This is a genomic window from Gammaproteobacteria bacterium, from assembly GCA_030680605.1.
GTDB lineage: Bacteria > Pseudomonadota > Gammaproteobacteria > SURF-13 > SURF-13 > JAQBXX01.
In genome coordinates, this window is record JAUXUQ010000010.1 from 159,665 (window position 1) to 173,493 (window position 13,829).

17 protein-coding genes are annotated in these 13,829 nt (G+C 59.4%); 5 read left to right on the forward strand and 12 right to left on the reverse strand.

Going from position 1 to position 13,829, the window contains the following annotated elements:
• Nucleotides 1-27: 27 nt before the first annotated feature.
• Nucleotides 28-1,065, forward strand: coding sequence for a type IV pilus twitching motility protein PilT (locus Q8L89_05485; protein MDP1708500.1), 1,038 nt, complete (start codon nucleotides 28-30; stop codon nucleotides 1,063-1,065).
• A gap of 10 nt (nucleotides 1,066-1,075) precedes the next feature.
• On the forward strand, nucleotides 1,076-2,203 hold the full coding sequence (locus Q8L89_05490; protein ID MDP1708501.1) for a PilT/PilU family type 4a pilus ATPase: 1,128 nt from the start codon (nucleotides 1,076-1,078) through the stop codon (nucleotides 2,201-2,203).
• Nucleotides 2,204-2,209: 6 nt separating this feature from the next.
• On the opposite strand, the gene Q8L89_05495 is transcribed toward Q8L89_05490, so the two are convergent.
• The 12 genes from Q8L89_05495 to gshA all read right to left on the reverse strand — a co-directional run bounded on the left by Q8L89_05495 (nucleotide 2,210) and on the right by gshA (nucleotide 12,188).
• Entirely contained in the window at nucleotides 2,210-3,091 is an 882-nt protein-coding gene (locus tag Q8L89_05495) for a dihydroorotate dehydrogenase electron transfer subunit (GenBank protein ID MDP1708502.1), read from the reverse strand.
• Complete coding sequence (locus Q8L89_05500) at nucleotides 3,088-4,368, reverse strand: dihydroorotase (GenBank protein MDP1708503.1); 1,281 nt, start codon at nucleotides 4,366-4,368, stop codon at nucleotides 3,088-3,090. Before Q8L89_05500 ends, Q8L89_05495 begins: the two co-directional genes overlap by 4 nt.
• Nucleotides 4,368-5,330 (reverse strand): aspartate carbamoyltransferase catalytic subunit, encoded by a 963-nt coding sequence (locus Q8L89_05505; GenBank protein MDP1708504.1) that lies wholly within the window; start codon nucleotides 5,328-5,330, stop codon nucleotides 4,368-4,370. Before Q8L89_05505 ends, Q8L89_05500 begins: the two co-directional genes overlap by 1 nt.
• Nucleotides 5,327-5,836 (reverse strand): bifunctional pyr operon transcriptional regulator/uracil phosphoribosyltransferase PyrR, encoded by a 510-nt coding sequence (gene pyrR / locus Q8L89_05510; protein MDP1708505.1) that lies wholly within the window; start codon nucleotides 5,834-5,836, stop codon nucleotides 5,327-5,329. Before pyrR ends, Q8L89_05505 begins: the two co-directional genes overlap by 4 nt.
• The gene (gene ruvX / locus Q8L89_05515) at nucleotides 5,833-6,261 is read right to left on the reverse strand and encodes a Holliday junction resolvase RuvX (GenBank protein ID MDP1708506.1); all 429 of its coding nucleotides are present in this window, start codon (nucleotides 6,259-6,261) and stop codon (nucleotides 5,833-5,835) included. The genes pyrR and ruvX overlap by 4 nt, the downstream gene beginning before the upstream one ends.
• The gene (locus Q8L89_05520; GenBank protein ID MDP1708507.1) at nucleotides 6,258-6,818 is read right to left on the reverse strand and encodes a YqgE/AlgH family protein; all 561 of its coding nucleotides are present in this window, start codon (nucleotides 6,816-6,818) and stop codon (nucleotides 6,258-6,260) included. The genes ruvX and Q8L89_05520 overlap by 4 nt, the downstream gene beginning before the upstream one ends.
• 71 nt (nucleotides 6,819-6,889) lie before the next feature.
• A complete protein-coding gene (locus tag Q8L89_05525) occupies nucleotides 6,890-7,777 on the reverse strand; it encodes an energy transducer TonB (GenBank protein ID MDP1708508.1) in 888 nt (295 codons plus the stop codon).
• Nucleotides 7,778-7,781: 4 nt separating this feature from the next.
• Nucleotides 7,782-8,297, reverse strand: a complete 516-nt coding sequence (locus tag Q8L89_05530) for a Gx transporter family protein (GenBank protein MDP1708509.1) — start codon at nucleotides 8,295-8,297, stop codon at nucleotides 7,782-7,784.
• A gap of 61 nt (nucleotides 8,298-8,358) precedes the next feature.
• The gene (locus tag Q8L89_05535) at nucleotides 8,359-8,727 is read right to left on the reverse strand and encodes a NusG domain II-containing protein (protein ID MDP1708510.1); all 369 of its coding nucleotides are present in this window, start codon (nucleotides 8,725-8,727) and stop codon (nucleotides 8,359-8,361) included.
• Entirely contained in the window at nucleotides 8,727-9,692 is a 966-nt protein-coding gene (locus Q8L89_05540; GenBank protein MDP1708511.1) for an FAD:protein FMN transferase, read from the reverse strand. Before Q8L89_05540 ends, Q8L89_05535 begins: the two co-directional genes overlap by 1 nt.
• Before the next feature lie 109 nt (nucleotides 9,693-9,801).
• Complete coding sequence (gene gshB, locus Q8L89_05545; GenBank protein ID MDP1708512.1) at nucleotides 9,802-10,809, reverse strand: glutathione synthase; 1,008 nt, start codon at nucleotides 10,807-10,809, stop codon at nucleotides 9,802-9,804.
• 41 nt (nucleotides 10,810-10,850) lie between these two features.
• Nucleotides 10,851-12,188, reverse strand: coding sequence for a glutamate--cysteine ligase (gene gshA, locus Q8L89_05550; protein MDP1708513.1), 1,338 nt, complete (start codon nucleotides 12,186-12,188; stop codon nucleotides 10,851-10,853).
• A gap of 181 nt (nucleotides 12,189-12,369) precedes the next feature.
• Between gshA and Q8L89_05555 the strand changes: the two genes are divergently transcribed.
• The 3 genes from Q8L89_05555 to Q8L89_05565 all read left to right on the forward strand — a co-directional run bounded on the left by Q8L89_05555 (nucleotide 12,370) and on the right by Q8L89_05565 (nucleotide 13,795).
• Nucleotides 12,370-12,777 carry a response regulator gene (locus Q8L89_05555; protein MDP1708514.1) on the forward strand — a complete coding sequence of 136 codons (408 nt, stop codon included), beginning with the start codon at nucleotides 12,370-12,372 and terminating at the stop codon, nucleotides 12,775-12,777.
• A 92-nt stretch (nucleotides 12,778-12,869) separates the two neighbouring features.
• The gene (locus Q8L89_05560) at nucleotides 12,870-13,235 is read left to right on the forward strand and encodes a response regulator (protein MDP1708515.1); all 366 of its coding nucleotides are present in this window, start codon (nucleotides 12,870-12,872) and stop codon (nucleotides 13,233-13,235) included.
• Nucleotides 13,236-13,246: 11 nt separating this feature from the next.
• Nucleotides 13,247-13,795 carry a chemotaxis protein CheW gene (locus Q8L89_05565; protein ID MDP1708516.1) on the forward strand — a complete coding sequence of 183 codons (549 nt, stop codon included), beginning with the start codon at nucleotides 13,247-13,249 and terminating at the stop codon, nucleotides 13,793-13,795.
• Nucleotides 13,796-13,829 lie beyond the last annotated feature (34 nt).

Here is a 13,829-nt window from a genome sequence, read left to right on the forward strand (position 1 = left end):
CGGGGACATCATACCAGCAGGACGTTTATGGATATTGCAGAACTGCTCGCCTTCAGTGTAAAGAATAACGCCTCGGATCTGCATCTGTCTTCCGGATTACCGCCCATAATTCGTGTCGATGGCGACATCCGGCGCATCAATTTACCGCCGCTGGAGCACAAAGAGGTGCACGCTCTGATCTACGATATTATGAATGACAAGCAGCGCAAGGATTACGAGGAGTTCCTTGAGACTGACTTTTCGTTTGAAATCCCTGGCCTCGCGCGGTTTCGTGTCAATGCCTTCAACCATAACCGCGGCGCAGGCGGCGTGTTCCGAACCATTCCATCCAAAATAAAAACCCTGGACGAGCTGGATTGTCCGAAGATATTCAAGGAGATCATTGATCAGCCGCGTGGTGTGGTGCTGGTCACCGGCCCCACCGGCTCGGGTAAATCCACCACACTGGCAGCGATGATCGACTATATCAACGACCGGGAGTTTGGGCATATTCTTACGGTAGAAGACCCCATCGAGTTTGTGCACGAAAGCAAAAAGAGCCTGATAAACCAGCGCGAGGTGCATCGCGATACGTTGGGTTTTAATGAGGCCTTGCGTTCGGCCTTGAGGGAGGATCCGGATATTGTGCTGGTGGGGGAGATGCGGGATCTGGAGACCATCCGTCTGGCTCTTACCGCTGCCGAGACCGGGCATCTGGTATTTGGCACGTTGCACACCAGCTCTGCTGCCAAGACCATCGACCGCATAATCGATGTGTTTCCAGCGGCCGAGAAAGACATGGTGCGTGCCATGCTGTCGGAGAGTCTGCGTGCAGTTATTTCACAGGCATTGTTGAAGAAGAAGGGCGGTGGCCGTATTGCAGCACACGAAATAATGATCGGCACAGCAGCGATCCGCAATCTGATTCGCGAAAACAAGGTGCCGCAAATGTACTCCGCCATCCAGACCGGGCAGGCCGTAGGCATGCAGACCCTCGACCAGTGCATGCAGGGCATGGTGGCAAAAGGCCTGGTGGAGAAAGCGGAGGCGCGCAGCTACGCCATGAACAAGGATACCTTCAGGTAGGCACTGCACGATGGACTTTAATGAACTGCTGAGAATGGTGGTGCAGAAAAACGCATCGGATCTGTTTATTACTGTGGGCATGCCTCCCAGCATGAAGGTGCATGGCGCCATCGCACCGGTATCACAGGATGCACTCAGCGCCGAGCAGGCGCGCGCCCTGGCCCTGGGCTTGATGGATGCCAGGCAGCGCGAGGAGTTTGAGCGTACCCACGAGTGCAATTTTGCCATCAATCCCGAGGGCATCGGGCGCTTCCGTGTGAACGTATTCATACAGCAGCAGCGTACAGGCATGGTGCTGCGCAAGATTGAAACTGTGATTCCGGATTTCGAGCAACTGAATCTGCCACCCCTGCTGCAGGATATCGCCATGACCAAGCGGGGCTTGGTGCTTTTTGTCGGTGCTACCGGTTCTGGCAAGTCTACTTCGTTGGCCGCGATGGTGGGTTACCGCAATGAGAACAGCACAGGCCACATTATTACCATCGAGGATCCGATTGAATTCGTCCATCAGCATCGCCGCTGCATCGTGACGCAGCGCGAGGTAGGCGTGGATACCGAGAGTTTTGAGGCCGCGCTCAAGAACACCCTGCGCCAGGCGCCGGATGTGATACTGGTGGGCGAGATACGCGCGCGCGAAACCATGGACTATGCCATCGCCTTTGCCGAGACCGGCCACCTGTGCCTGTCCACCCTGCACGCCAACAATGCCAATCAGGCCATGGATCGCATCATCAATTTCTTCCCGGAGGAGCGGCGCGCCCAGTTGCTGATGGATCTGTCTCTCAATCTCAAGGCCGTGATTTCCCAGCGTCTGATCCCGACCATAGACGGCAAGAGCCGGCGTGCGGTGGTGGAAATACTTTTAAATACACCACTCGCCGCTGACTTTATCCTCAAGGGTGAAGTACATGAGCTGAAGGCGCTGATGGCACGTTCCAACGAGCTGGGGATGAAGACCTTTGATCAGGCGTTATATGAACTCTACTCGGCGGGTGAGATCAGTTACGATGAGGCCATTCGTAACTCTGACTCACCCAATGAGCTGCGGCTGATGGTCAAACTCAACGAGAAGGACGGTGTCAAGAAGCTGGGCGATGCGACAGAGGGACTGTCACTGGTGGATGCGGACAAACACTGATCGGGTTCAGGTGAACTCCATGATCGCCGCTGCATCAAACACCGGCCCATCGACGCAGACACGTTTCATTGCTGCCCCCTGTGCGGTCTGAAGTTTGACCACACACCCTGCGCAGCCGCCTACGGCGCAGGCCATGAACTCCTCCAGTGATACCTGACACGGCAGCCCATAATCGCGTGCCAGCTGCGCGCAGGCCTTGAGCATGGGTTGCGGCCCGCAGGCAAACAGCTCTACTTCGGCACGCTGTGCGGTGCTCAAGGCATTGAGCCAGTGGCGCGCCAGTTCGGTAACATAGCCCTCGAAGCAGCCGGGATAAGCTTGCAGACTGGCGAGCCGACTGGCAATACCCCAGTCCTCCATCAAAGGCATGGCGGCGATCACACCCTCAGGCATGCCTGGCACGATGATTTTTGACGGACGGCTGGTGAAGGGAAAGGGTATCTCAGAGCCCATGATGACAAACGGCTGATATAGTTTCTGCGCGCGCAAGTGCTCGGCCAGAAATACCATGGGCGGAATGCCGACACCACCGCCGATCAGCAGCGCACGGGGCTTGTTCGCATGCGCCGTAAAGGGGACACCGATAGGCCCCAGGAGACTGAGCCGTTCGCCCATCTTGCGTTGTGCCAGCAGGCGTGTGCCCAGCCCGGTGATTTTGTAGAGCAGTTCTACCCAGCCACCCTTCGCGTCCACACGCATGAGCGAGAGCGGGCGGCGCATGGGCAGTTGTGGGTCACAGGTCAGGTGCACAAAGTTACCCGGCAGCGCACGGGCCGCGGTGTCGGGTGCATGCAGACGCAGGATGTATTGGTTGCCGGCGCGGGCCTGGTGCGAGAGCACCTCGGCGTCTTCGACGAAGAGGGTGGCGCGATGGGGTTGGGCGGTCATGGCGACAGTTGGTGTACCAGTTTTCCGCCTAATAGCGTATGCGTCACACGGCCCTTGAGCTCCCAGTTGAGGAACGGTGTGTTGTGACCGCGGCTGACGAGCGTGCGCTCAGTGAGCGTCCAGTAGTGTTCCGGGTCGAAGATGCAGATATCCGCAATCCTTCCGGGCTCCAGTGTGCCTGCCTCAATACGCAGTATTTGTGCAGGCTTGCTGGTGACGAATGCAAGCGCCTCCGGCAGGGACAGCAGGTTTTCATCGGCCAGACGCAGGGTCAGCGGCAGCAGGGTTTCGAGTGCGGATATGCCGGGCTCGGTTTCGGTAAAAGGTGCCAGTTTGGCGTCGGGTTCATGCGGCTGATGATCCGAGCAGATCGCACCCAGGGTGCCGTCGGCGAGGCCGTTACGCAGGCCATCGCGGTCACGCAGGGTGCGTAGCGGTGGCAGTACATGACAGTGGCTGTTGAACAGGCCAATGTCCATTTCGGTGAGGTAAAGCGGGTGGGCGCATACGTCGGCGGTGACTGACAGGCCCTCGTGCTGCGCGCGGGCCACCATGCGCACTGAGCGGGCGCTGGAGAGGCGGCAAAAGTGGGCACGTACCCCGGTTTGCTCAATCAACGCCAGATCGCGTGCCAGCGCAGCGGTCTCGGCAGATTCCGGAACCCCCGGCAGCCCGAGACGGGTGGCGACGGCGCCTTCATGTGCGCAGCCGTGATTGGCAAGTGCGCTGTCCTCGGGGTGCAGAAATACCGTGATGTCGTGGGTTGCGGCGTACTCCATGATACGCCGCATCACCAGTGAGTTATTAATGGGCAGGCGGGTGTTGGTGAGGCTGGTGCAACCCACTGCCTTCAAGGCGGCCATTTCGGTGAGCTCAGCACCGGCCAGTGCCTTGGTCAACGCCCCCAGGGGAATGACGCGTGCGAATCCGGCCTGTTCGGCGCGGTGACGGATCAGCTCTACCACCGCAGGCGTGTCGATGACCGGATCGGTATCCGGCGGGCAGCACAGGGTGGTGATGCCCGCTGCAGCAGCTGCACGGGTCTCACTCGCGATAGTGGCCTTGTGCTCGGCGCCAGGCTCGCGCAGATGGGCGGAAAGATCCACCAGGCCGGGGCATACGATGTGCTTGCGCACATCGATCGTATGGTCGGGGCGAAAGCCCTCGGGAGGCTTGCCCAGCGCTGCAATGCGACCGTCGGCGACATACACATCCTGCAACTTGTCGATGCCGTGTGCGGGATCGATGACACGGCCGCCCTTGATCAGGATGCGCATTATTCGTCCTTTCCGCTGCGCATGGCGAGCGTCATGATGGCCATGCGCACCGCGATGCCGTGCGTAACCTGCTGCAGTATCACCGAGCGACTGCCGTCTGCTACCAGTGAGTCGATTTCCACACCGCGATTGATCGGTCCCGGATGCATGACGATGGCGTCGGCTTTGGCGTATTGCAGTTTTTCCGCTGTCAGACCATAGAGATGGAAGTATTCACGCTCACTCGGCAACAGGGCCCCCTGCATGCGCTCATGTTGCAGACGCAGCGTCATCACCACATCGACGTTGCGTAATCCTTCGCGCAGCTCGTGAAACACATGCACGCCAAGTGTTTCCACGTGTGCCGGGAGCAGTGTCTTGGGTGCAATCACACGCACCTCGGCCACACCCAGGGTAGTCAGGGCATGGATTTGCGCCCGTGCCACGCGTGAATGCAGGATATCGCCCACGATGGCAACACTCAGTTGCCCGAAATCCGGCTTGTGACGGCGCAGGGTAAACATGTCGAGCATCGCCTGAGTAGGGTGTGCATGCCGTCCATCACCGGCATTGATCACGCTGACGTGAGGCGCAGCATGGCGGGCGATGAAGTGTGCTGCGCCGCTTTCGGGATGGCGCACGATGAACATGTCGCAATGCATGGCCTCCAGGTTGCGTAGCGTATCAAGCAGCGTTTCGCCCTTGGCGGCGGCGGAGGTGGCTACGTTGATGTTGAGGACATCGGCAGAGAGACGCTTGGCGGCAAGTTCGAATGTCGTGCGGGTGCGGGTACTGGCTTCAAAAAACAGGTTGACGATGGTTTTGCCACGCAGCAAGGGAACCTTTTTCACCGTTTGTTCGCCCACGGTGGCAAAGGATTCAGCTGTATCCAGAATTTCCGTGAGCAAGTTGCGGCTCAGGCCTTCCAGTGTGAGGAAGTGGCGCAGGCGACCGTCGCTGTCGATTTGCATGTTGCTGCTCATGGGGTGCTGCGTTGCAGCGTGAGGCGAAGATCACCCGGATCGCCCAGCTTCACGTATTCGTTGTCGGCCAATGCCATGTGACAGCCCACTATCTGTGCCTCTATCGGCAGTTCGCGTCCTGGACGCTCGACCAGCACCGCAAGCGTCACGCTGGCTGGTCGGCCATAATCAAAAATTTCGTTGAGCGCGGCACGTATTGTACGCCCGGTATGCAGCACATCATCCACCAGTATGATGTGGCGCTCATCGACGCTGAATGGCAGACAGGAAGGCTTGACCTGCGGATGCATGCCGATGCGGGTAAAATCGTCGCGATAGAATGAGATATTCAGTGTGCCCAGGGGCTGGGTCATATTCAGCAGTGTATGCAGGCGTTCCGCTATCCAGGCGCCGCCAGTATGAATCCCGATCATCACAGGTTCTGTCTTGCGTTCTGCGCTGATCAATTGGCGCAAGGCCTCGGCCATGTCGGCGAGCAGTGCGTGGGTGTCTGGTATTGTGGTCATGGCGCAGGGCCGGGTGAGGGATGATTGAGCCAGGTTTGCAGAATGATCTGTGCTGCGAGCATGTCGATTGCGCCGTGCGCCCTGCGGCCTGTGGGCTTTCCTGCCAGCTGCGCTGCGGCATGCGATGACAGGTGCTCATCTATCGTGTGTACCGGCAGACGATAGCGCTCATGCAGTTGCTGGCCAAAGCGCTGCGCTGCGCGGGAGACCGCATTTTCGCTGCCGTCACGGCTGAGGGGCAGGCCGACGACAAAGGCCTCCGGCCGCCATTCGTCCACGAGGCGCGAGATCGCTGTCCAGTCAGGTTTGTTGTGGCGCAGCGAGAGTGTTTCCAGTGCGGTGGCAGTGTGGGTGATTTGCTGGCCAACGGCGACGCCGATATGTTTGGTACCGTAATCAAAGCCCAACAAGGTACGTGGCGTCATGCGTGACCCACTTCACCGGAGAGACGGCTGATATCCACGCCCAGCAATGCTGCCGCCCCCGCCCAGCGCTGTTCGGCTGGGGTGTTGAACAGGATGTCGATAGCGGCCTCGCCACTCAGCCAGGCATTGTCAGCGATTTCCTGCTCCAGCTGCCCGGCAGACCAGCCGGCATAACCTAACGCTACCAAGGCCTGGCCCTGGAATTCATCCGTCGCCAGCGCGCTGAGGATATCCGGCGAGGTGGTGACGCCAACAGAGTCCGTCACGGCCAGCGTGGATTCCCAGCGCTGGAGTGGTTGATGGATGACAAACAATGCGTCACGCCGCACCGGCCCGCCAAGATAGACGGGGTGCTGTTTCGCATCCTGGGTAGGGGTTGCAATGGTGGTATGTTGCAGCACCTCACCCAGCGTAACGACCAAGGGCTGGTTGACGACGATACCCATGGCACCCTCTGCGCTGTGTTCGCAGAGGTAGACGACACTGTGGAAAAAGTAGGGGTCCGCCAGCATTGGCATGGCGATGAGGAAATGGTTTTTCAGGTAACCGGGTTCCATGTCTCGATGGGCGCCCTCATAAGACTTGCGCATTGTAGCATGGCGCGCCTGCAGAGGACACAGGCGGAGGCTTAGCCGCCGCCCGACAAGCGGTTGCCGCGCAGGAATTGCCAGGTGCGCGTGATATGCAGCACATCTGTTTCCTTGCGGATATTGTCCGGGAATTCGGCGAAAGGGGCGGCCAGGCGCACGATGGCGATGGCCGCGTCATCCAGCACCCTGTGCCCGGAGGAACGCCGCAAAGTGATGTTGTTGATGCTGCCGTCGGTATTGAGGGCCACATCAAGTATCAGGCTGCCGGAGAGGTTCCGCCGGCGTGCCTCGTCGGGATAATTCAGATTGCCTATGGTCTCCACTTTGCGCCGCCAGGCCTCCATGTAACTGGCATATTTGTACTCCCGTGTGGCAGCAGAGATGAATGTCTGGCGTGGCCGTTTGGCATAGATGGCGCGTGACTCGTCGAGCGCGGCAGAGAGGCTGTCGATTTGCATGCTGCGCGCGACAAGTTCGGCAGCAGATGGTGTTTCGGCAGGCGCTACAGAGGCCGCTTCATCCGGTATGGCCTCACGGGGTGTCGGCGTCTTTGCTGTGAGCCTGTTTTTCGGCGTGGGCTGGACGGGTGTGATTTCAGGCTGCGGTTGTGCCGCCGCAGCAGGTTCCTGCGGCGCGGGTTGGGCGGCGGGTGGCGGTGTCAGCGGTGTGGGTGTATCGACGTTACCGCCACCTTGTTGCTGTGCCTGGGCCAGAAAATCGGCGTGTGCGGGGGCGTCCGGTGTGCGCTGGTCGACCAGCGTGATCTCCATGCTGGGGAAAGGATTTTTGAGCGGTAGCGTGATGAGATCAAAGCGCACACCGAGGATAAGCAGTGCGTGCACAACCACTGCGAAAAACAACGTGAGCCCCAGCCTGTCATAGGCGGTGACAGGCGCTGGCAGGGGCAGTGTGGCAGTGACAGACATGGCTTCAAGTTACCCTGTCGAGCAGGGCTTGTGCAACCCTGCCACTGACCAGCCCGAACAGCAGGGCGGCAGTCATCAATACGGGCAGCAGGTGTAGCAGTGCCGGGTGGGGGATGAACAGTGCATAGGCGACAAAAAACTGGCCGGCCATGTGCGCAAGTGCGGCCAGCATGCTGTAGCCGAGGGCACCGAGACCCGTGCCCGGCAGGCGGGTTGACAGGGCATGGGCCACACCCAGCGCCAGTATGCCGCAGACCGCTCCGGACAGGCTCAAGATAAAGGTGGGAGAGAGGAAGGTGCCGAGCAGCAGGCTGCCGACCAGTACCCGCAACAGCGTAATCCAGGCCGCCATACGCCAGCCATAGCGCAGCAGTACCGCAATTGTGACCACATTGGCCAGCCCGGGTTTAATGCCGGGCAGGGGCGAAGGCAGTGCGCTTTCCGCGATGTGAATGCAGATGGCCAGCGCCGTGAGCCAGGCAATCAGATGGTCTTCGCGGGTGGTGGTGAAGGCAGTCATATTTTATCGGCGCGTGGCAAGGTACAGCAAAAGGCCGGTGAGCATGATCCCGGGTATTGCATCAGAAATTAATGGCGTCGAAGCGTGGTTCACGCCCAATCACCTGCACGGTGATACGGTTGGGCAGACAGGCCGCGACTTCACCGCCCAGTGCCAGCCAGCCGGTATGGATGCACTGCTTGCCCTGACATGGAGCGTCGACGAAACGAATCTTGCCGGCGCGGATTTCGAGTTCACTGATCCCCAGCGTGCCGGGGATATGCAGCCGCTGGTCTTTATACAGCGACACCACGCTGAACTCGCTGCCGCCGACCAGAATACGTGCCTGTTCGCCTTGCGTGGCGTCACCCCAGAAGCGGAGGTACAGGAATGCCAGCAAGGCCAGCGCTGCAATCAGGATCACGCTATCGGCCCGGTTCAGTGCAAGCATTATAGCGCAGGGCTGATGACAAGTTCAGGCGCCGGTTCGATCTCAAAGCGGATGCGTTTTGCCAGCGCCGGGTCAATATGCACGGTGCCTTGGGCGTCGATCAGCATCACGTGTTTGACGCCCATGGCGTGTGCGATGCGCTGCCAGTCGTGTACGCCTGCGACCAGCAGTGCGGTGCTCGCGGCGTCTGCGGTGGTGGCGTCGTGCGCCAGCACGGTGACCGACAGTGTGCCTTGCGCGGGATAGCCGGTGCGCGGATCGAGCACATGGTGGTAGCGTTTGCCCGCGTACTCAAAATAACGTTCGTAGGTGCCGGAGGTAACGATGCTCTCATCGCCTTGCAGTTCGATGGAGGCGAAGATGCCGCTGCCACGCGGGTTACGGATGCCAATGCGCCACGGGCGGTCACCGTGTTTGCCGATCACGCGAATATCGCCGCTGGCATTGACTATCGCATTCTCGACGCCCAGTGTGCGCAGGTGCGCGATGGCGACATCCACCGCATAACCCTGACCGATGGCGCCGACATCGAGTTGTACGGCTGGATTGGTGCTGTGCAATTGGTTGCCTTCTATCACCACAGCGTCCATGGTCGGGTGCTGTGTGAGCAGTGCGCTGATGACGGCAGGATCCGGCGGTGGACCTTTGGGTTCGTCGCTCTGAAATCCCCAGTACGCGAATAGCTGGCCGATGGCGGGATTGAACAGGTAATCACTGGCGCTGGACAGGGCGCGCGCCCGTTCAAGCAGCGGTATCATGTCGGGGTCAACGGAAAATGTCTGACCCGTGGCCAGTTGCGTGTTGATGCGGGTGAGTGGGCTGGGCAGCCACGCATGCCAGGTGGTGTGGAAGTGGTTGAAGTCTGCCGTGATGGCATCGGCCGCCCGCCGGGCGGCGTCAGGCTCCAGGCCCCAGATGCTGATGTCTACCAGCGCACCCAGTGCCAGCAGTTGCTCCTGATACAAGGGCTCCGGCTTACTGCACGATACAGTGGTAAGCAGTGCGATGAGGCAGCAGAGTGGTGCGAATCGCGAGTGGCGAGTGGCGGGTGGAGAGGGTGCAATAAAAAGCCGGTTATGCACGATTTTCATCGCTACTCGCCACTTGTTTTTCAACCACATCGAGAAAAGTGTCTGCAATATTTAGTCCATACAACGCATCAAGTTCACGCACGCAGGTCGGGCTGGTGACATTGATCTCGGTGAGATAATCACCGATCACATCCAGGCCCGCGAACAGCAGTCCGCGCGTGCGCAACTCCGGCCCGACTTCGGCGCAGATCCAGCGGTCGCGGGCAGACAGCGGCACGCCTTCGCCGCGTCCGCCTGCGGCCAGATTGCCGCGGGTTTCGCCAGCAGCGGGAATACGGGCCAGTGCATAGGGCACGGGCTCGCCGTCAATCATCAGGATGCGCTTGTCGCCGGCGCTGATCTCGGGAATAAAGCGCTGAGCCATGATCAGGCTGGCGCCATTCTGCGTCAGGGTTTCGATCACGACATTAATGTTGGGGTCGCCGCTGCGCAGGCGGAATACCGACGCGCCGCCCATGCCGTGCAGGGGTTTGAAGATGGTGTCGCCGTGTTCGGTCACAAAGGCGCGCAGTGCCTGAGCGTTGCGCGTGACCAGCGTCGGTGGTGTGCACTGCGGAAACCAGGTGGCGAACAGCTTTTCATTGCAGTCGCGTAGCGCCTGGGGTTTGTTGATGACCTGTACTCCCGCTATTGCCGCACGTTCCAGCAGCTGGGTGGTATAGAGATACTCCATGTCAAAGGGCGGATCCTTGCGCAACAGGATGATATCAAGCGTATCGAGCGCAGTGAATTCCGCAGCGCCAAGCTCAAACCAGTGTTCGGCGTTGTCCTGCACGCTCAGTGTCCGTATCTGTGCAAACACGCGCCCGTCGCGCAGAAACAGGTCACCCTGCTCCATATAATGCAACGACCAGTGGCGGCGCTGTGCCGCCAGCAGCATGGCGAAGGTAGTGTCTTTCTTGATGTTGATATCCGCGATGGGATCCATCACCACGCCAAGCTTGATGCGCGGGTGAGTAGCGAGTGGCGAGTGGCGAGAAAAATCTTTCATAACCAGTCTTTGGGTGTCCCCTCGTTACTAGCCACTAGCCACTAGCTACTCGCCACTGCTTGCAATTCCCTCGCCGCAGCTACCAGTGCCAGGCGCGCGATCACGCCGTAGGCATAGAAACGGTTGGGGCTGGCGTCCGGTTCCTGCGTCTGGTCGGGTGAGGTACAGGACTCGGCAAAGGCGAGTGGCTCAAAGTGCATGCCGGGGGCGTTCAGATTTTCATCCGTCCCACGGTTTTTGTGCACACGGTAAAAGCCGCCCACGACATAATGGTTGATCATGTAGACTACCGGCTCGGCGACGGCCTCGTTACCGGCTTCACCCAGTGTCTCGAAGGTGTATACGCCCTCCTGCATGATGACCTTGCTCACGGCCTGGCCACCCTTGACCGCTGCCATGCGGGTGCGCTCCTTGCGGTTCAGTTCCCGCATCTCGCTACCGCTGTACACACTCATTACGCCCATGCCGTAGGTGCCGGCATCGGCCTTTACCACCACGAAGGGCTGCTTTTCGATGCCATATTCATCGTATTTACGCCGGATCGCACCAAGCAGGGCGTCGACATTGGTGGCGAGGCAGTCTTCGCCCTCGCGCTGCATGAAGTTGATTTCACCACAGCGGCGGAATAACGGATCAATCAGCCATGGATCGATATCGATGAGACTGGAAAACTCTGCGACCACCTGTTTGTAGTGCTCGAAGTGGTCGGATTTGAGTCGGTTGGCCCAGCCGAGGGAGAGTGGCGGAAGCACGGGTTGCGCCAGGCCTTCCAGCAGGGACGGTCGTCCGGCGGACAGATCATTATTGAGCAGCACCATGCAGGGGGTGAAGCCGTCTACGCTGATGCGTTCGTCATTGCGGCGTATGGGCTCCAGTTGCAGGCTGCGCTTCGAGGGTAGTATCACATCCAGCGGTTGTTCTAGGCCGGGCAGCAGCGAACCGATACGAACCGCAAATCCCGCTTTCCTGACAATGTCGCGCAAGGTGGCCAGGCTTTCGAGATAAAACAGGTTTCTGGTGTGATTCTCAGGGATAATCAGTATGTTGGCTGCGCGTGGGCAGGTGCGTTCGATGGCCGTTTGTACCGCGTGGATACACAGCGGCAGGAAGGCTGGGTTGAGGTTGTTGAAGCCGGCCGGAAACAGATTGGTGTCGACCGGTGCCAGCTTGAAGCCGCTGTTACGCAGGTCAACCGAGGCATAAAAGGGGGCGGGCGTTGTCAGCCATTGGTGACGTAGCCAGTGTTCAATCTGCACCTGCTGGGCCAGCAGGTGGCTCTCTATCAGTTGCAGCGGGCCATTGAGCGCCGTGGTGAGGTGGGGAACGGCATGCAGCGCTTCACTACGCATCAGATAATCTCTAATGGGGTATTTCGCCATCCCCGGGGTTGTCAGCTTCGATGCACGCCGGAGACGACAAGCATCATAACATGAGAGCTTTCCCGGGGTGGAGTCCCGTTGGTCAGGGCGGGAAAACGCCATGGAGCACAGTTGTGAAATCGAGGTTAATATCCTACCATGCCAAACATAGGGGATCCCATGCTGGGGCAAGAGCGACAGGATGAGCGCTGACGCAGAAAAAGACGGCTTCAGTGGGTTGAGGGTGATGGTAATTGATGACAGCAAGACCATCCGGCGCACCGCCGAAACGCTGCTGAAAATGGCAGGCTGCGAGGTGGTCACGGCCACCGATGGTTTTGAGGCCCTGTCCAAGATTGCCGACCAGAAGCCCGAGATCATCTTCGTGGATATCATGATGCCGCGTCTGGATGGCTACCAGACCTGTGCGCTTATCAAGCACAACAAGACCTACCGGCATACACCAGTAATCATGTTGTCGAGCCGCGACGGCTTGTTTGACAAGGCCCGCGGACGCATTGTGGGCTCGGCACAATACCTTACCAAGCCCTTCACCAAGGATGAGTTGCTCGGCGCGATCAAGCGCCATGTTATCGACGCGCATTGCTGAGTACGGTAGACGTCATTGCTAGCGGCCTGCGGCACCCTGCCACAGCGTGCTGTTGTTATTCGCATTAGAATTGTTAGAGGAACATGCCACCCATGGCCCGCATATTGATAGTGGACGATTCCCCCACTGATACCCATGTGTTGCAAACCATGCTGGAGCGCAACGGTTACCAGACCCTTGCCGTGACGACGGGTGAGGCAAGCGTCGCCAGGGCGCGGGAGGAAAGGCCTGACCTTATCCTGATGGATATTGTGATGCCGGGAATAAGTGGCTTCCAGGCTACCCGACAGATTGCCAAGATACCGGAAACGGCCTCCATTCCTATCATTATTGTGACCACCAAGGATCAGGAAACGGATCGTGTCTGGGGGCTGCGTCAAGGCGCGCGTGATTACATTACCAAACCGGTAGCAGAGACTGACCTGATCAACAAGATCAAGGCGGCACTGGGGAGCTGATCGACCGGGCCATGGAACACCGCCCCCGTCTTCAGCCGTTGCTGCTGCTGCGCGATATGGAAGCGCGCGGGCGTCTGCGTGCAAGAGATCTGCCGCACAAGCTAGACGTGAAGCGGGCCTGGACCGGAATCGGTTTTCGGTTGGGCGAGATGGACTTGGTGGCGCCATTATCCGAGGTGCACGAAATGATGCCATACCCGGTCCTGACGGTAGTGCCGGGAGCCAAGCCCTGGGTTAAGGGTATAGCCAATGTGCGCGGCAATCTGCTGCCAGTTGTAAGTTTGGCGGGCTATCTGGCAGACCAGGGTGGCGCGCAAATCGCGCGCCGTACACGTGTGCTGGTAGTGCGTGATGGTGATATCTACGTTGGCCTGGTTGTTGATTCGGTCTACGGGCTGCAGCATTTTTGTGAAGAAGAACGCTGTGCAGAAGAGTCTCGGGTGGAGGCGTCGATCCAGCCGTACCTGCAAGGCGCTTTTCTGCAGGCGGGGCGATACTGGCGTGTGTTCAGCCTGCATCGGCTGACACACAGTCCTCAGTTTCTGCAGGTGGCAGTGTAACGACTGGAGGGCGACAGGTCGACCGTGCCATCGG